Genomic DNA, 17,121 nt, shown 5'->3' with positions numbered 1-17,121 from the left:
CTCCCCACGACCGGAGGTGAACGGCGATGAGCACACCCGCACGACGACACCAACCGCAGCGCCAAGGCGCGATGGACCGCCCGAGGGTATGGGCGCGCAATCCGCTGGCGGAGTTCGACGACCTGCTCAGCCAGATGGGCGGGCTGCTCGAATCCGCGGTCGGCGGGGCCGCGACGCCCGGTCTCACGGCGTGGGCACCCGCCGCCGACGTGACCGAGGGGGACGAGGCGTACCACGTCGAACTCGAACTCCCTGGTGTGCGGCGCCAGGAGATCGACATCGAGGTCAACGGCCAGGAGCTGACCGTCACCGGGGAGATCAAGGAGCGGGAGCGCACGGGCGTCCTGCGCCGCGGCGGGCGCCGTACGGGTCGTTTCGAGTACCGGATGCTGCTCCCGAGCGAGGTGAACACCGAGGGCGTCAAGGCGGTGATGTCCGAGGGCATCCTCACGATCACCGTGCCCAAGGCGGAGACCGCCAAGCCCCGCCACATAGAGATCACCGAGAGCGTCCAGGGCGAGAGCGTCCAGGGCGAGGGCCGACGGCAGCAGGAGCCCCAGCGACAACAGCAGCCTCAGCAAGAGCAACAACGGCCGCAACAGCCGGGAGGCTTCTGAGGCTCCCCCCCTGCGGCGGCCCCCCGCGCCGCCGCAGGGGACCGGCTGACGGTGGACGAGGCCGAGTGGGATGACCTCCGCGGCCGGATGCCCGCCGACCTGGTCGCCGTCATTCCGGCGTAGCCCCGCCGAGGAACGCCCGCAGCTGGCGCAGCGTCTCGTCCGGCGCCTCCTCGGGCAGGTAGTGGTCGCACGGCAGGGCCTGCCCGCGCACATCGTCCGCGTAGCCGCGCCAGACCTCCGGTACGTCGTAGTGGCGGCCGACGAAACCGTGCGCGCCCCACAGGGCCAGCAGCGGTGCGGTGACCCTGCGGCCCGCGGCGGCGTCCGCGTCGTCGTGGACCAGGTCGACGGAGGCGGCGGCGCGGTAGTCCTCGCAGCTGGCGTGGATGGCCGCGGGGTCCGAGAAGCAGCGGACGTACTCGGCCAGGGCCGCCTCGTCGAACGGGGTTCCGCCCCGGTGGCGCGCCCCCATCCGGGTGCGGATCCAGAACGCGGGGTCCTGGCCGATGAGGTGTTCCGGGATGCCGTGGCCAGCCGCCAGGAAGAACCAGTGGAAGTAGCCGAGGCCGAAGTCCTTGTCGGCGTGCTGGAACACGTACCGCGTGGGCACGATGTCCAGCACCGCGAGCGCGGAGACCGCGCGCGGATGGTCGAGGGCCATCCGGTGGCCGACCCGGCCGCCCCGGTCGTGGCCGACCACCGCGAACCGGTCGAAGCCCAGCTCCCGCATCACCAGCAGCTGGTCGCGCGCCAGGGCCCGCTTGGAGTACGGGGTGTGCCCGGCGTCGGAAACGGGCTTGTCGCTGTCGCCGTAGCCGCGCAGATCGGCCAGGACCACGCGGTGGGTGGCCGCGAGCGCCGGCGCGATGTGGTGCCAGATGACATGGGTCTGCGGATAGCCGTGCAGCAGGAGGACCGGCGGCCCGTCCCCGGCGGTGCGCACATTGATTCCCACACCCTCGACGTGGACGGTGCGGCGGTCGAAGTCGCCCAGCAGCTGATCGCTCATGCCCCGATCCCAGCAGCCGCCCGCGGTGCGCGTCCAAGACCCGTTGACGACAATCCTTATAAGCGACACCTATGGAGCGGTCAGGGTGGCCGGACGCGGGGAGGCGGCGCGCGGTGGATGTGCGGCAACTGGAGTACTTCCTGGCCGTGGTGGACCACGGCGGATTCAACCGGGCCGCCGCCGCGCTGTATCTGTCCCAGCCGTCCCTCTCCCAGGCCGTCCGCGCCCTGGAGCGCGACCTGGGCAGCGACCTCTTCCACCGCATCGGCCGCCGGGCGGTCCTCACCGACGCGGGTACGGCGCTGATCGGCCCGGCCCGGGAGGCGGTGCGCAGCCTCCAGCTCGCGCGGGCCAGTGTGGAGTCGGTGCACGGGCTGCGCGGCGGCCGGGTGGACATCGCGGCCCCGCCCTCCCAGGCCGTCGAGCCGCTGACGGGCATGATCGACCGCTTCGCCCGGGCCCATCCCGAGGTGTCCGTGCGCGTACAGGCCGCGTTCACCCCGCGCGATGTGACGGAGATGGTGCGCACCGGCGTGTGCGAGCTGGGGCTGCTGGCCTCCCCCGACCCCGTACCGCAGGGCGATGTGCGCACCTACCCGCTGTCCGAGCAGCGCTTCGTGCTGCTGACGCCCCCGGACGGGCCGTTCCGCCCCGGGGTGCCGGTGCGCCATGAGCAGCTGTCCGGACACCGGCTGATCGTGGGCCAGAAGGGCACCGGGATGCGCCGCTACGTCGACGATCTGGTGGCCGGGGGCGTGGCGCTGACCGTCGTGGTCGAGACCGAGCACCGGGTGTCGATCCTGCCGCTGGTGCTGAGGGGCGTGGGCCTCGCCGTGGTGGCCGACGCCTGGCGCGGCCTCGCGGAGCGGGCGGGGGCGCTGGTGCTGGACCTGGAGCCGAGCACCAGCCTGCGCATCGCCCTGGTCAGCCGGCGGGCCCCGCTGACCCCTGCGGCGGAGGCGTTCGTCAGCACCGCGGGGGAATCCCATAGGGCGGGCCTATAAGACAGATGCGATCCGCGTCTTGGACGCGGACGTCGCTCCCCTGCTGCAATCCCCTCCATGACGAACCCCCGCACGACCACCACCCACCGCATCGCCCTGATCCCCGGCGACGGCATCGGCAACGAGGTCATCCCGGCCGCCCGCCGGGTGCTGGACACCGTCGCCGCCCGGCACGGCCTCGGCTTCAGCTACGAGACGTTCGACTGGTCCTGCGAGCGCCATGCGCGCCTCGGCGCGATGATGCCCGACGACGGTCTCGACCGGCTGCGCGGCCATGACGCGATCCTGCTCGGCGCGGTCGGCTACCCCGGCGTCCCCGACCACGTCTCGCTGTGGGGGCTGCTGATCCCCATTCGCCGGGGCTTCCAGCAGTACGTCAACCTGCGCCCCATCCGGGTCTTCGAGGGCGTGCCCAGCCCGCTGCGCGACGCGGGCCCCGGCGATGTGGACCTCGTCGTCGTCCGGGAGAACGTCGAGGGCGAGTACGGCGAGATCGGCGGCCGTCTCGGGCGCGGGCTCCCGGAGGAAATGGCCGTCCAGGAAGCGGTGTTCACCCGCAGGGGCGTCACCCGCGTCCTGGACTACGCCTTCTCCCTCGCCGAACGGCGCGGCGGCCGCCTCACCTCGGCCACCAAGTCCAACGGCATCATCCACACCATGCCCTTCTGGGACGAGCTGGTGGCCGAACGCGCCGCCGCGCACCCGGAGGTGGCGTGGGGCCAGGAGCACATCGACGCCCTCGCCGCGAAGTTCGTCCTCGACCCGCGGCGCTTCGACGTCGTCGTGGCCTCCAACCTCTTCGGCGACATCCTGAGCGATCTCGGCGCCGCGGTCGCGGGCAGCATCGGCATCGCCCCCGCGGCCAACCTCAACCCCGAGCGCGACTTCCCGTCCATGTTCGAGCCCGTCCACGGCTCCGCGCCCGACATCGCCGGACGCGGTGTCGCCAACCCGCTCGGCGCGATCTGGTCCGCGGCCATGATGCTCGACCACCTCGGCCACCCCGAGGCGGCCACCCGCGTCACCGACGCCATCGTGGCCGTCCTGGCGAAGACCCCCGTACGCACCCCGGACCTGGGCGGCACGGCCACCACGGAGGAGTTCACCGACGCGCTGCTCGAACTGCTCCGATGACAGTGGGGTTGTCCCCAGGGCGATAGGGGTGGCTGGCCGGATCGATTCCGGGCCCGGCGGTCTCTAACGTGACCATTCGGTCGCAATGGGGCTCGAGCCCGGAGGGGGATCACATGGACGGGGTCAAGCGCAGGCGGGTGCTGAGCGGCGGACTCACCCTGGCGGTGGCGGCGGGTGCCGCCGCGGCGGCACCGAAGAGCGCCGCGACAGCGGCACCGAGAAGCACCACGGCGACGGCGCCGAAAGGCGCCGCCGACCGCACCTCCCGCCTGCGTGCCATCCTGCACCGGCTGACCACGGCCGACGGCGCGCCCGGAGCGCTCGTGGAGGTGTGGCACCGGCACGGCAGCGGCACGGTCCTGACCAGCGGCGTCGCCAATGTGAAGAGCCACGCGCCGATGCGCCGCGACAGCAGGTTCCGGATCGGCAGCATGACCAAGCCCTTCGTGGCGACGGTCGTGCTCCAGCTGGTGGGCGAGCGTCGCATCGCCCTCGACGCGCCGGTGGAGCGCTATCTGCCCGGTGTCATCCGCGGACACGGCAACGACGGGCGGACCACCACCGTCCGCCAGCTGCTGCAGCACACCAGCGGCGTCCCCGACTACCTCGCGTACCTCACCCCGCGGGATGTCCTCAAGGATCCCCTCGCCCACCACGACCCCCGCGACCTGGTGAACATCGCACTCGCCCACCCCCCGGCCTTCGAGCCCGGCACCGGCTGGCGCTACTCCAACACCGACTACCTGCTGGTCGGCCTGGTCATCGAAAGGGTCACCGGCCGCACCTACGGCGAGGAGATCCACCGGCGCGTCATCGCGCCGCTCGGCCTGTGCGAGACCCGCGTACCGGGCGACACCCCGACGATCCCCGGCCCGCACCCGCGCGGCTACGCCCGGCCGGGCGGGGGCGCGCCGCTCGTGGACATCACCGCGGTCAACCCCTCGGTCGCGGGCGCGGGCGGCAGCATGATCTCCAGCGGCACCGACCTCAACCGCTTCCTGGGCGCACTCGTAGGCGGCGAGCTGCTGCGCCCGGCCCAGCAGCGGCAGCTGATGACGACCCGCCCCACGGGCAATCCCGACGGCCGGGCGTACGGCCTCGGCCTGGAGAGCAGGCCGCTGCCCTGCGGCGGCCTCTACTGGGGCCACGGCGGCGACATCCTCGGATACGGAACGGTGGGCGGCGCCACGGCCGACGGCAGCCAGGCGACGGTCATGGTGAACCTCAACCCGGGCGGCACGGACGCCCAGGACGCCGACATGAAGGCCGCCGTCCAGACGGCCCTCTGCGAACGCCACCACTAGGTGCATCGGGTGTCCGCGGCGGAACAGCCGCGGCCGGTCACACGGGGCTCCCCGCGGCCGGTCACACCGGCTCCCCGCGCCCGGGCGCGGTCACGCGCCACGCGCCCGGGGAGCCGGTCGCCGTCACTCGACGGAAGCCCCAGGTCAGGACTGGGGACGGCTACCGTGATTGGCCCCGTTCTTACGACGGGCCTTCTTCTTACGACGTCGCTTCGACGACATGTCGCCTCCTTTCCAGCAATGCCTTTCGCCCTATGTGTACCGATTGCCTCGGCATCTCAAGCGATGATCGCGGCGCGCCTACCCAGCCCCCGACCCATCACGCCCCTCCATTGGGCGGCACGCCGACCTGACCAGGCCCAGGTGTCCGGAGAATGGCATGGGCACGGGTCCGGCTGCAGAATGCGAGGGGAAAAATAGGGAGAGGGGGGAGAAAGAGGGACCCTCGTGACCAGCTCCACGCACACCCCCCACACCGACCACGCCCACGAGCACGGCAGCCAGTGCGGACACGTCGCCGTGCCACATCAGGACCACACCGACTACGTCCACGACGGCCATCTGCACCGCACCCACGACGACCACGTCGACGAGTGCGAACCCGCGGGCCACACCGTCCATGAAGGCCACGACCACCAGCACCGGGACGGCTGTGGCCATGTCGCCGTCCCGCACGGCGGCCATGTGGACTACATCCACGACGGTCACCGCCACGCCGCTCACGAAGGCCACTGGGACGACCACTGACCGCACCCGTGGCGCGGGGCCGCGATCGCGCGATGGTGGCCCCGCGCCGGGGACGTACGGCGATGAGCGCCGTCAGGGCCGGACCACCACATCGTGGTACGGGTCCTTCGGAGCCGGGACGCGCCGTACCGCGGTCGTGTCCAGGGCCGGACTCGCGCCGTCCGTGCCGACCTTTCCGGTGGGGTGCCAGGTACCGGTGACGGTCACCCAGGCGTCGGCGGGCGGCGCCGGGGCGCCGTGCACCCGCACCTTGCGCACCTGGGCGTCGGCGGCGCAGCAGCTGATGACGAGGCGGCTGACGTACCAGGTGCCATGGCGTCCGGGGGTGACGAAGCCGGTGAGCCGGACGATATGGCCCTCGAGGGTGCCATCGGTGTCCCAGACCGCACGGGCGCTGAAGTCGTTCAGCGTCATCGGCACCACCCGGGTGTCCGGCAGGGCCGGGAAGAGGCTGTCGCCGCTGTCGCCCGGGGAGGAGGGCGCCCGGGGGGCCTTCGCCTCGTCGCGGGAGGCGGTGTACGAGCCGAGTGCGGGCGGCGCCAGGAAGAGGATGGTCAGGGCCGGTACGTACAGCAGCCAGGCGACCTTGGGACCGCCCGCGTGGCCGTGGCCGTGTCCGTCCCCGTCCCCATGGCCGTGGCCGTGGCCGTCGCCGTCCGTTCGGGGGCGGTTGAACGGGAAGCCGTCGCGGGCGGCGCTCACCGCACCCAGGACGATCAGCAGCACTCCGGAGGCGATGAGCGCGGGCCGCAGCCCCGGGCGCACATAGCGCAGATACAGATCGGTCAGCAGGGAGATGTGCAGCAGACCGACCCCGAGGAAGAGGAGCAGCAGCACCTGGATGTTGCGCTTCACAGCAGCCACCACCCCACCAGCCCGCTGCACACCACCGCCACCACCCAGGTGGCCGACGAGAAGCGCACCGCGAAGGCGCGCCCGAAGGTGCCGGACTGCAGGGCGATGAGCTTCAGGTCCACCATCGGGCCGACCACCATGAAGGCGAGCCGGGCGGTGGGCGAGAACCCGCTGAGCGACGCGGCGACGAACGCGTCGGCCTCCGAGCAGACCGCGAGGACCACCGCGAGCACCCCCAGCATGGGCAGCGCGAGCCACGGGGAGTCGGAGAAGAGCCGCAGTACGGAGTGCGGCACCGCGACGTTGAACGTGGCGGCGGCCGCCGCGCCGACCACGAGGAAGCCCCCGGCGTGCAGGAAGTCATGCTGGAGCGAGAGCCGGAACTCCTCCGCGCGGCTCGCGCCGGGGGTGTGCCCGGCCGGTCCCTTCGGCAGCCGCAGCCACTCCTCGCGGCCCGCCCGGATCCACAGCCAGCCCATGACGACCGAGGTCAGCAGCGAGGCGACCAGCCGTGCGACAACCATCCAGGGGCTGTTGGGGAAGGCCACATAGGTCGCGACCAGCACGATCGGGTTGATGGCCGGGGCCGACAGCAGGAACGCCAATGCCGCCGCCGGGGCCACCCCGCGCCGCATCAGACTGCTGGCCACCGGCACCGAAGCACACTCACACCCCGGCAGCACCGCCCCGGCGGCACCGGCCACCGGTACGGCGAGCGCCGGGCTGCGCGGAAGCACCCGGGTGAACACCCACGCCGGTACGAACGCGCTGATGGCGGCCGACACCACCGTGCCCAACAGCAGAAACGGCACGCCCTGGATGACGATCGCGGTGAACACCGTGCGCCACGCCGCCACCGCCCGATCGTCGAGCGCGGCGGTGATCTCGGGCCCGAACGCCAGGGCGAGACCGCCGAGCAGCACCACCGGGGCGCCGGCGATCAGCGCATGAGAGGTGATGCGTGCCGCGGTACGCATCCCGTCGGCCCCGGCGGAGGACGACGAGGACGACGAGGATGACGAGGACGACGAGGATGACGAGGACGACGAGGACGACGAGGACGACGCCACCCCACCGCCGTCGCGGTCCGCGGACGGTGACGGCGGCGCGAGGTCGACATCGCTGCCCAACCCGCCCCCTCTCACAGGACCTTCACCAAGCCGACATGCGCCGACCCACCTTAGCGGCACGGTGGGTCAGCGAATCACCTCGAGTGGGGGTCGGGTCGGTGCCGTCCAGGCGTCAGGCGGCGGCCGGGACCGGCTGGGGCCGTGGCCCGCTCTCGACCTGTTCGCGGATGTCCTGGCAGCTGCGGGAGATGAGTCGCGAGACGTGCATCTGGGAGATGCCCAGCTCATCGGCGATGCGGGCTTGGGTCATATCGCGGAAGAAACGCAAGTACAGGATGTGCTGCTCCCGCTCCGGAAGCCGGTGCAGGCAGGGCTTGACCGCTTCGCGGGCGATGACCGTCTCATAGCGGCCCTCGGGCCGGCCGAGGGTGTCGGCCAGGGAGTAGCCGTCGTCCGCGCCGGTCATCTCGGCGTCCAGGGACAGCGAGCGGTAACTGCCGAGGGCTTCCACGCCGGTGAGCACGTCCTCCTCACTCATGCCCGCGGCTTCGGCGATCCGCGCCACGGTCGGGGAGCGGTCGGCGCCTTCGGTGGTGGCCATCTCCTGGACGGTGGTACGGACCTTGTTGCGCAGCTCCTGCACCCGCCGGGGAACGTGCAGATCCCAACTGCAGTCGCGGAAGTACCGCTTGAGCTCCCCGACGATCGTGGGGATGGCGTACGGCTCGAACGCGCCCCCGCGCCGCGGGTCGTAGCGGTCGACGGCCTTGACCAGGCCCATCGCCGCGACCTGTTGCAGGTCCTCCAGGTTCTCCCCCCGGTTGCGGTAGCGGTGGGCGAGCCGGTGGGCCATCGGCAGCCAGGCCGCCACCAGTTCCTCCACCAGCGCCTCACGCTCGGGCCCATCGGAGGCGGTGGCCAGCCGCTCGAAGTCGGCCGTGGTGTCGGGGGCGTCGTCATGAGAGCGGCGGGCACGCGGGGGTGCGGACGCGGGCGTGGTCGCAGTTGCGGTTGCGGGCGCGGCGATCGTCGGTGTCATCTCTGCTCCCTGCTCGTTGCTGTCCAGCAGCGCGGAAGCCCAGCCCGGCACATCTGGGGCTCACAGCGCGTCATGCGCGGCTCCCGCGGGTGTGCCTGCTTTCCGAAGCACCTCGGTCACTGACTCTTCTAGCCATGCGTACCGATGTCAAACCGTTGTGTTCCAGTGCTTACGCCACCACCGCCCGATGAGGTAGCTCACCTTGCGGCCCTACGAGGACAGTCCACGCAGCTCCGGGCGAGCGCTTCGTCGCCTGAACCGGCTGCTGGCCAAAGCCGTCTTCCCGGTGTGCCAGCGCTTCGGTCACGCGTCCGCTCGCTCCGGTGCCGGAGCGACGCGGGCGTCGTGGTGGCGGGTGGGGGCTGAGGGAAGCAGGGTCAGCGCACCTGCCCGCCGGGCCCCGGCCGGGACTCCGGTGAACAGCGCGGCGGTCATCCCGGCCGTACGAACCTGGCCTGGGGACCATTCGGTACACCCGTTACAAGAACAGGAACTCCATGCCCTAAAGATCTCTCCGAGGAGGCAACCAGGTCGAGGGGGTTTCACCACACGGGCTGCTCGGCGGCCCGCACCAGCGGGGCTGGCCACCACCGCGGCCATGATCAGCGTCACCGCCCGAAGCGTGACCGCCCGCTCGAAAGAAGCCCCTTGGGGGGTGTGCAGCGTGCTGTGGAGTGGATGGCCTGGAGGAAGGTGTTGACCGTGGCCGCGGTGATGTCCGTTCGCCAGGGTTGGCGTCGCATGGTGGCGGCGGTGTGGCCGAGTTCTTGACTGAGGGTTGCACGGGTGCTGGTGGTCTTGGTCGCGTTGCGGCCGGCATACCAGGATTCTTGTGCTGCTGTTGTGAGGCCTTTGCCATTGCGGTGCGCGACTCGCATGTCCGGGGCGAAGTGTACGGCGTTTCCCTTTTTGTTGAGTGCGGTGACCAGCCCGTTGTCGCTTCCCGTGCCGGTTTCGGGGAATCCTCCGGCGTGGCGGAAGTGTGTGGTCCAGATAGCGGAGTTGCCGCCGGCGAAGAAGCTGACCTGTGCCAGTGGCTGGTGGGCGGCGTAGCGCTGTTCGTAGCGGTATTGGCGGGCTCGTGAGACCACGCCTTTGTCGAGGGGGAGAACGCGGCCGGTGATGGCGGCGCGTTGCGGGGTGAGTGCGTCGAGGAGGGCTTGGCACCAGTCGGGAAGAGGCCGGGCGTCGTCGTCCAGGAAGGCGAGTATGTTCCCGCGGGCGTGTGCCGCGGCGGTGTTGCGGCTGGTGGAAGCGCCGAGTCTGCGGGGGTTGCGGAGGATGTGGACGGGGAAGGCGGCCGAGCGCGGGGGCGAGCGGGTCAGGGGCACGGTGGAAGCGTCGTCCACCAAGAGTATTTCGTGGATGGTGTCGTTGATCTGGGTTTGTTCCAGGGCCGTGAGCAGTGGGGGGATGTCGTGCGGTCTGTTCCTGGTGGCGATGATGACGGTGATTTTCGCGGTCATGGGTGATTCTCCTGATGGGGGGCTGGCGCGTCGTCCCACTGCTGGCGCCATGCGGTGATCAGGGCCGGCCAGATGTTCTGGTGTCCGGTGGGGAGGTATGTCCGTCGGATGGGGTGGGGTCCGGTTGCCGCGGGCCAGGCTGTTGGGCGGGAGCGGACGGTGCCGAAGGGGAGGATGCCGGGTGGGATCAGGTCGGTCCGGGGGACGGCGCCGTAGGGGTAGGCGAAGAGTCCTCGTGTGTGGCCGTAGCGGGACTGGATGGTGCGGAGCGAGGGAGTGACTTCCTCATGTGCTGCTGCGGGCGTGAGGAGGTCGAGCCGGGGGTGGGTGCGGGTGTGTGCGGCGATGATGTGGCCCTCTTCATGGAGGGTGTCGCACTCTTCCCAGGTCAGGAAGGACTGCCGGGGGTCGGGCGAGTGGGTTCCGATCCGGTCGGTGATGACGAAGAAGACGGCTGTGAGGGAGTGGCGTCTGAGCAGGGGCCGGGCGTGGTCGAAGCAGTCGCGGTATCCGTCGTCGAAGGTGATGAGGACGGTGGGCCGGGATGGCTGGGTGAGTGGTCCTCCGGTGACCAGGTCGGCTGCCGGGTAGGGGGCGAAGTGCTGGAGGAGGAGTTGTAGTCCCTGTTCGAAGGCGGCTTCGGAGAGCGCGGTGTAGTGGGAGATCTTGGGGTGGACATGGTGGAAGTAGACGACCAGGGGCCAGCCGGGTGCCGGTCCGGTCAGTGGCTGGTGTTCGGGGGGCGTGCCGGGCACGGTGGTCGTCACAGGGATACTCCGTTGGGCAGCGCGGCGGGCTCCGAGGTGTAGAAGATGCGGCGTGCCCGGCCGAGGAGGTCGTCGCCATACTCTTTGTGGTGCTGGACGACGACCACGAGGTCGGCGAGGCTGACGGCTTCGTCCACGGCGGGTGTGCGGTGCACCGTGGTGCCGTTGACGACCAGGGTGGGGATGTAGGGGTCGTGGAAGGCCACGTCTGTGCCCATAATCCTCAGGCGGGAGGCCAGTTCCACGCAGGGTGCGTTTCTGGTGTCGGCGACGTCGCGTTTGTAGGTGGCGCCGAGGAGCAGGACGCGCGCGTCGTGGGGTGGTGTGCCGTCCGCGGTGAGTTGGGCGACGACTCGTTCGGCGACCCAGGCGGGCATGGCGGCGTTGACGCTCTGGGCCGCTTCTGCCATGCGGAAGGGGAGGCCTAGTTCACGGGCCCGGTGTACGAGGTAGAGCGGGTCCACGGGGATGCAGTGTCCGCCCACTCCGGCTGACGGGTGGAATCCGCTGAAGCCGAAGGGTTTTGTCTCCACGGCGCGCAGGGTTTCCCACACGTCGATGTCGAAGGCGTGACACAGGCGGGCGAACTCATTGGTGAGGGCGATGTTCACCTGCCGGTAGGTGTTTTCGAAGATCTTGGCCGCCTCTGCTTCCCTGATGCCGGGAGTGGGGTGCAGATGCTGGATGAACCTGCTGTAGAAGGCGGAGGCGCGGTCCCTGCAGGCGGGTGTGAGGCCGCCGACGAGTTTGGGTGTGTTGCCGAGCCGGTAGACCGGGTTGCCCGGGTCGACACGTTCCGGGGAATAGGCGAGGTTGAAGTCGGCGCCGGCGCGCAGGCCACTTTCTTCCAGGAGGCGGCGGACATGCCCGTCTGTGGTGCCCGGGTAGGTGGTGGACTCGAGGATGATGAGTTGACCGGGTTGGAGGGCGTCGCGCACCGAGGTGACCGCTTGGGTGAGGGCGGTCAGGTCGGGCCGGCCCGCGGTGTCCAGGGGAGTGGGCACGCAGATGACGATGACCGAGCACTGGGAGAGACAGCCGGGGTCGGTGGTCGCGGTCAGGCGGTCCCCCACCACCGCCAGTTCTCCGTCCCCGACCGTGTCGACGGGCGAGATACCGTCGTTGACCTGCGCTACAACGCGTATGTCCGTGTCGACGCCCCAGGTACGGTAGCCGGTTGCGGCGGCCGTGACCGCTAGAGGCAGTCCCACGTAGCCGATGCCCAGCACCGCTAATTGCGGCAGGGGCCGAGGTTCAGCCATGCGGCTTTTCGCTTTCTCGTGGTGGCCGGCCGGTTCGGTTGGTGGTCGACACGCGGTCGGCCACCTGGCCGGTGCGCTGTCAGAGGTGTGCTGCCCAGCCGAGTTCGGCAGCCACCGCCGAGGGGACGGGCACTCCGGTCTCCTCAGCGGCTTTCATGGATGTCTGTTCCCGCTGTTCGGGGAAGTAGGGTTCGGAAACGGTGGTGTCGTAGCCGTCCCGGACGGTGGTGGACAGGACATCGAGAAGCTCGTGCCGGCCCTCCTGCCCGAACAGGTCCGAGCGGAAGCCGAGGAAGAGCTGGGAGCAGCCCATGGTGTGGCTGGGCTTGTGACGCTGCCTGTGCACGAGCGGGCTTACGGTCCCGGCCACGAGGATCCCGGCCAGTACTTCGATCATCAAGGAGAGGCCCAGGCCCTTGTGACCGCCGAAGACCGGTACTGAGCCTCCCCGGTCGAGGTCCTCGGGGTCGGTGCTGGGCTGCCCCTTGTTGTCCAGCAGCCACTCGGGGGGCACCGGTTCGCCGTGGAGTGCGGCGGTGCGTATCTTGCCGCATGCCACGGTGCCGGTGGCGAAGTCGACGATGAAGGGGTTCTGCCGCCGGCGGGGCACGATCAGACAGACGGCGTTGTTGCCGAGGGTCGCACGCTGAGCGCCGGGGGCCGAGACGCTCGGTCCGGAGATGTTCATCAGGAGCCCGATGATGTCCGGTGCGATGAAGTGCTGCCGGTATGCGGCCAGCATGCCGATGTGGTTGTTGCCGCGGATACCGACGGCGGCGAGTCCCTGCCGGGCGGCGGAGCGCGCACAGTTCCGGGCGGCGGCGTCCGCCGCCAGCTGGCCGAATCCGCCGCGCCCCTCCACGAGCGCCGCGGTCTCGGACAGCTGCGTCCAGGAGGGCCGGGCCCGTGCCTTGATCCCGCCCTTCCGCATGCGCGTGAGGTAGAGGGGGAGCAGCGCGACGCCATGGGAGGGGTGCCCGCGCACGTCCGCGTCCACGAGCACCTTCGCCACCAAGTCAGAGATATCGGGCGGCGCTCCCGCCGTCTCAAGTGCTTCCCGGGCTCTTTTATGGAGTTCTTCCGTATGGAAGTAGAGCACGTCCTGCATTTCCTGCTCCTCACGTAGGCGGGCACGACAGGCGTACGGATCCGATGTGATGGGGCGAAGAGCAAAGGATCTTGATATTGCGGCGGAGTCGCCAAGTCAGACTGTAACCAGCACGCGGACTGTCCATCAATCCCGGTGCGCCATTTCACCGGCTCCGCAATTGGCTTTATGAGCAAAACTATCCTGACCTGCGAGTCACGGTAAGAGCGTAATTCCGCACCGACTACCGAAGCCCGGGGCATATAGGCCAAAAAACGACATGCGGTCAAACTTTCCTCAGTTCACCCGAGAAGTTCCACGGTATTGTGCGGGCCATGGCGGCGCTGTAGCATCCTCTGCTCGAGGCGCCCAACTGGCCTACTGGACAAGCAAGTTGGTACGGCCCGCGGGTGAAACCAGACTGAGGTCAACGGCCTGGTTTATTCCTCGGATTCCACGCTATTCGGAATCGCTCGAGTTCCTTCACCGATCATCGGGAGGAGGTGTATCAAAATGTCGTTCGAGACCGCTGAGGCCACCTTCTGAGGCTGAGAATCCAGCGCGAGACACCGGGGGCGGCGCGACATCTTCGTGCGCTGCCCCCGGGCACCCTCGCAGTTACCGGGAAAGGGTTCAGGAATGTCCGGGCACAAGTGGTGGCACAACCAGAGCCTCCGTACGACTATTGGTGTCGCCGAAGGGTGGCAGCTGTTTCAGGAGCTGTACGACGTCACTCCGCGGGACCGGCCCCTCCTGGACGGATTCCGCCGGGACCGGCTCACGGATTCCCTGGCCAGGGCCGTGTCGACGGACCACTTCGCGCCGTTGCTCACCGGCCGGGACCTCTCCCCGGATACGGCCGAAACGGTACTCGGCGAACTGCCCGTACTGGAGAAGACGACACTGCGCGAGGCACCGGAATCGCTGCGCACCGGATTGGTGGACGAGTGGGACGAGCTGCGCGTGCGCACCTCCGGCACCACCGGCGAGCCGGTGGCCATCGCCCACGACGCCTCGCTCCTGGCTGAGGCGACCGCCTCGAACCTGCGCATGCTCAGTGCGTACGGCCTGGAACCGGGACTCCGGGTGCTGCGGCTGACTGCCGATACCCGGCATTCCCCCACAGCCTTCGAGACGCTGCCGCACTTCGGTGCCGCGACCGTCCTGCGGATCAACGTGGCGACCATGGGCCCGTCCGACACCGCCTTCGTGGACCGGCTCTGCGCCGACTTCCGCCCGCACATGGTGTGGGGCCAGCCTCTGGAGGTGCTGCTGGCCCTGATCCGGCAGCGCGAGGGACTGCTCCATCTGCCCACCCCGCGCATGGTGCTGACGCACGGTGACACTCTGGACCGGAGCACCCGCGAGGCCATCTCCGCCGGCTTCGACTGCCCGCACCGGGATGTCTACGGGTTGCAGGAGTTCGGCCGGGTCGCGTGGGAGTGCCCCGAGCAGCCGGGCACGTACCACTTCGATGAGGAACGCGTGGACATCGGTACGGATGAACACTCCCAGTTACTCATCAGCTCTCTTGTCAACCGGGCGATGAGCCTGCTTCGCTACCGGCCCGGTGACTGTGGCGAGGTGCTGCGCGACGGCTGTCCGTGCGGCCGGGCGCATGCGCGGATCACGGGCCTTGAGGGGCGGCAGCGCGGCCTGGTCGTCGATGCCGGCGGGGCGCTGGTCGGGGTCAAACCACTCCGCCTGGTGCTGGAGCGGCAGCCGCTGGACCGCTGGCAGGTGCGGCAGGAGGAGCCGGGCCGGCTGGAGGCACTCATCGCTCCGCGTGATCCGCGGCAGGCGGCGGACCTGGAGGAGCGGCTGGTCAAGGAGCTGTCGGCGGCGATGCACCGCTGTGATGTGCGGGTCCGTGCCGTGGCTCTGGAGGAGCTGGCGACCCGGACGGGAAAGGCGCCCCACTTCCAGCTCCTGGCCACCCAGCAGGCCATCGGCCGCCATGCGGTGGGGGAAACCGTCGCATGGTGAGGACGAGTCACGGCTCCCGCTTCTCCTGGCAAGGGCTTCCGTCCGGCCCTGGCCGGCTGCTGGTGTTCGGCTCGTTCGTCAACTCCGTCGGCACCGGCCTGTGGATGCCGGCCAACATCCTGTACTTCAGCCAGGAAGTGGGCATCCCAACGGCGCAGCTCGCCCTGGGGATGTCCACGGCCGGCATCATCGGGCTCTTCGGCAGCTCGGTGATCGGCCGTGTCATACGGCGATATGGCGCGCGCCGGACACTGATCGCCTTCAGCGTCCTGCAAACGGCCGTGGTCATCTCCTACAGTTTCGTCACCACCTTCGCGCTCTACCTGCCGCTGGTCATCCTGGCGATCTTCGCCGGACGTTCGGGGCAGGTCTGCCGCAACGTGCTGGCCGCCGCGGCCGCTTCGGGCGAGGAGACGGCGCGTCTCCAGGCGTTCACGCGCAGCGCGAACAACGGCGGCTTCTCCGTAGGCGTGACGTTCTCCGGCCTGCTGATGCACCTGTCCGCCCTGACGCCCTTCCTCATCCTGATCGCGGGAAACGCGCTGTCGTACGTGGCGACGGCACTGGCCGCCGCCCGGCTTCCCCGGCGACTGGACCAGAAGTTCACGGAACGCACGAGGGACGGCCGCCGTTCGAGCGTGCTCCGGGACCTGCCGTTCATCGTCGTTACGGCGCTGACCCTGGTGTTGTGCATGCGCGACGCACTGCTCTTCGTCGGACTGCCGCTCTGGGTCGCACAGCACACCGCGGCGCCGCGTTCGCTGGTGGCGGTGCTGATCCTGGTCAACACCGTGATGTGTGTACTCCTCCAGGTATGGGCCAGCCGGGGGACCGGTGACCTGCACGGTGGCGCCCGGGCCCTGCGCAGGAGCGGCTACGCGCTGGCGGCGGGCTGCCTGGCCTACTGGGCGGGAGCGGCCGGAGGCGCTGTGACGGCCTCTGTCCTGCTGCTGTGCGGAGTCGTGATACACACGCTCGGGGAGGTATGGCAGGCGGCCGGGGCCTGGGGGGTGTCCTACGCCCTCCCGCCTGAGGGGCGGCTTCCCGACTACCAGGCATTCTTCAGCCTGACCAACGTCGGGCGTGATGTGCTCGGACCGGTCGTGGCCACCGCCGTTGTCGGCTGGGAGGGGCCCGGATGGGGCATCCTCGCCCTCGCCTTCAGCGCATGCGCGCTCGCCTCACCGCCGGCGGCGAGGTGGGCGCAGAGCACCCGGCTCGCACGCCCGCTGGAGTCCGGTCCGGCCGACGCAGCGGGCCCGGCCGAGGCAGCGCCCGAGCAGGCCGCGCGCTCACGGGGCTCACGGGAGGCGCACACCGCGCCTCCCGCCGGGCACTCTCCCCTCACTCCTGACGACCGTGCGGCTCCATGAACTCGAGTCGATTCCCCAGGAGGTCGTATGAGTAGAAACGCTCGTGTCCGGGGAACTCTCCGTCCCAGATCACCTGCATTTCGGCCGATTCCAGCCGAGCGGCCAGTGAGCGGAGATTTTCCACCAGAATACCCGGGTGGGCTTTACGCGCGGGAGTGAAATCCTTTTCCACCCCCAGATGGACCTCCAGGCCCCCGCCGCGGAACCAACAGCCCCCGCGCGCCGCGAGCACAGCCGGCTTCTCCAGCTCCGTCATTCCCAAAATGTCGCCCCAGAACCTGCGGCATTTGTCCTCGGTGCCCGGAGGAATGGCGAGTTGTACGTGATGCAGCCGTGCGAAATTAAAAGAATCACCGGCTCGTTCCGTCATGGGTACCTCCTTGGTGTCTGCTCGCAAC

General features: G+C 70.0%; 17 protein-coding genes. 7 read left to right on the top strand and 10 right to left on the bottom strand.

The annotated features are described in order from the left end of the window. Window positions 1–71: 71 nt before the first annotated feature. Complete coding sequence (locus VT50_RS23090) at window positions 72–617, top strand: Hsp20/alpha crystallin family protein (protein ID WP_338058336.1); 546 nt, start codon at window positions 72–74, stop codon at window positions 615–617. 109 nt (window positions 618–726) lie between these two features. Here VT50_RS23090 and VT50_RS23085 read toward each other — a convergent pair whose 3' ends face one another. Then, window positions 727–1,629 (bottom strand): alpha/beta fold hydrolase, encoded by a 903-nt coding sequence (locus VT50_RS23085; protein ID WP_053048526.1) that lies wholly within the window; start codon window positions 1,627–1,629, stop codon window positions 727–729. A 113-nt stretch (window positions 1,630–1,742) separates the two neighbouring features. Between VT50_RS23085 and VT50_RS23080 the strand changes: the two genes are divergently transcribed. The 3 genes from VT50_RS23080 to VT50_RS23070 all read left to right on the top strand — a co-directional run bounded on the left by VT50_RS23080 (window position 1,743) and on the right by VT50_RS23070 (window position 5,071). Continuing rightward, complete coding sequence (locus VT50_RS23080) at window positions 1,743–2,633, top strand: LysR family transcriptional regulator (protein WP_046085795.1); 891 nt, start codon at window positions 1,743–1,745, stop codon at window positions 2,631–2,633. Window positions 2,634–2,690: 57 nt separating this feature from the next. Then, window positions 2,691–3,767, top strand: a complete 1,077-nt coding sequence (locus VT50_RS23075) for a tartrate dehydrogenase (RefSeq protein WP_046085796.1) — start codon at window positions 2,691–2,693, stop codon at window positions 3,765–3,767. Between the two features lie 113 nt (window positions 3,768–3,880). Beyond that, window positions 3,881–5,071, top strand: a complete 1,191-nt coding sequence (locus tag VT50_RS23070) for a serine hydrolase domain-containing protein (RefSeq protein WP_046085797.1) — start codon at window positions 3,881–3,883, stop codon at window positions 5,069–5,071. Window positions 5,072–5,215: 144 nt separating this feature from the next. On the opposite strand, the gene VT50_RS41435 is transcribed toward VT50_RS23070, so the two are convergent. Beyond that, window positions 5,216–5,293 carry a 50S ribosomal protein bL37 gene (locus VT50_RS41435; protein ID WP_370443954.1) on the bottom strand — a complete coding sequence of 26 codons (78 nt, stop codon included), beginning with the start codon at window positions 5,291–5,293 and terminating at the stop codon, window positions 5,216–5,218. A 225-nt stretch (window positions 5,294–5,518) separates the two neighbouring features. On the opposite strand from VT50_RS41435, the gene VT50_RS23065 reads away from it, so the two are divergent. After that, window positions 5,519–5,818, top strand: a complete 300-nt coding sequence (locus VT50_RS23065) for a hypothetical protein (protein WP_046085798.1) — start codon at window positions 5,519–5,521, stop codon at window positions 5,816–5,818. A gap of 72 nt (window positions 5,819–5,890) precedes the next feature. Here VT50_RS23065 and VT50_RS23060 read toward each other — a convergent pair whose 3' ends face one another. The 7 genes from VT50_RS23060 to VT50_RS23030 all read right to left on the bottom strand — a co-directional run bounded on the left by VT50_RS23060 (window position 5,891) and on the right by VT50_RS23030 (window position 13,385). After that, a complete protein-coding gene (locus VT50_RS23060) occupies window positions 5,891–6,673 on the bottom strand; it encodes a TIGR03943 family putative permease subunit (RefSeq protein WP_046085799.1) in 783 nt (260 codons plus the stop codon). Beyond that, window positions 6,670–7,650, bottom strand: coding sequence for a permease (locus VT50_RS23055; protein WP_046085800.1), 981 nt, complete (start codon window positions 7,648–7,650; stop codon window positions 6,670–6,672). The genes VT50_RS23060 and VT50_RS23055 overlap by 4 nt, the downstream gene beginning before the upstream one ends. A 265-nt stretch (window positions 7,651–7,915) precedes the next feature. Then, window positions 7,916–8,782 (bottom strand): SigB/SigF/SigG family RNA polymerase sigma factor, encoded by an 867-nt coding sequence (locus VT50_RS23050; RefSeq protein ID WP_046085838.1) that lies wholly within the window; start codon window positions 8,780–8,782, stop codon window positions 7,916–7,918. A gap of 608 nt (window positions 8,783–9,390) precedes the next feature. Beyond that, window positions 9,391–10,248, bottom strand: coding sequence for a glycosyltransferase family 2 protein (locus tag VT50_RS23045; RefSeq protein ID WP_046085801.1), 858 nt, complete (start codon window positions 10,246–10,248; stop codon window positions 9,391–9,393). Then, window positions 10,245–11,015: a polysaccharide deacetylase family protein gene (locus tag VT50_RS23040; RefSeq protein ID WP_053048527.1), complete on the bottom strand. Its 771-nt coding sequence runs from the start codon at window positions 11,013–11,015 to the stop codon at window positions 10,245–10,247. Before VT50_RS23040 ends, VT50_RS23045 begins: the two co-directional genes overlap by 4 nt. Next, window positions 11,012–12,277 (bottom strand): nucleotide sugar dehydrogenase, encoded by a 1,266-nt coding sequence (locus VT50_RS23035; protein WP_046085802.1) that lies wholly within the window; start codon window positions 12,275–12,277, stop codon window positions 11,012–11,014. The genes VT50_RS23040 and VT50_RS23035 overlap by 4 nt, the downstream gene beginning before the upstream one ends. A gap of 79 nt (window positions 12,278–12,356) precedes the next feature. Beyond that, window positions 12,357–13,385, bottom strand: a complete 1,029-nt coding sequence (locus VT50_RS23030) for an Ldh family oxidoreductase (protein ID WP_075200322.1) — start codon at window positions 13,383–13,385, stop codon at window positions 12,357–12,359. 618 nt (window positions 13,386–14,003) lie between these two features. On the opposite strand from VT50_RS23030, the gene VT50_RS23025 reads away from it, so the two are divergent. Together VT50_RS23025 and VT50_RS23020 are read left to right on the top strand one after the other, a co-directional pair. Then, complete coding sequence (locus VT50_RS23025) at window positions 14,004–15,350, top strand: phenylacetate--CoA ligase family protein (protein WP_046085804.1); 1,347 nt, start codon at window positions 14,004–14,006, stop codon at window positions 15,348–15,350. Beyond that, entirely contained in the window at window positions 15,344–16,723 is a 1,380-nt protein-coding gene (locus VT50_RS23020) for an MFS transporter (protein WP_046085805.1), read from the top strand. The genes VT50_RS23025 and VT50_RS23020 overlap by 7 nt, the downstream gene beginning before the upstream one ends. Here the strand turns inward: VT50_RS23020 and VT50_RS23015 are convergent. Then, window positions 16,695–17,093, bottom strand: a complete 399-nt coding sequence (locus VT50_RS23015; RefSeq protein ID WP_046085806.1) for a VOC family protein — start codon at window positions 17,091–17,093, stop codon at window positions 16,695–16,697. The genes VT50_RS23020 and VT50_RS23015 overlap by 29 nt on opposite strands. Between the last annotated feature and the right edge of the window lie 28 nt (window positions 17,094–17,121).

It is taken from the genome of Streptomyces antioxidans, assembly GCF_000968685.2.
In the GTDB taxonomy this organism is placed as follows: Bacteria; Actinomycetota; Actinomycetes; order Streptomycetales; family Streptomycetaceae; genus Streptomyces; species Streptomyces antioxidans.
The sequence above is the reverse complement of the archived record's forward strand: the minus strand, read 5'-3'. Positions and strand labels throughout refer to the sequence as shown.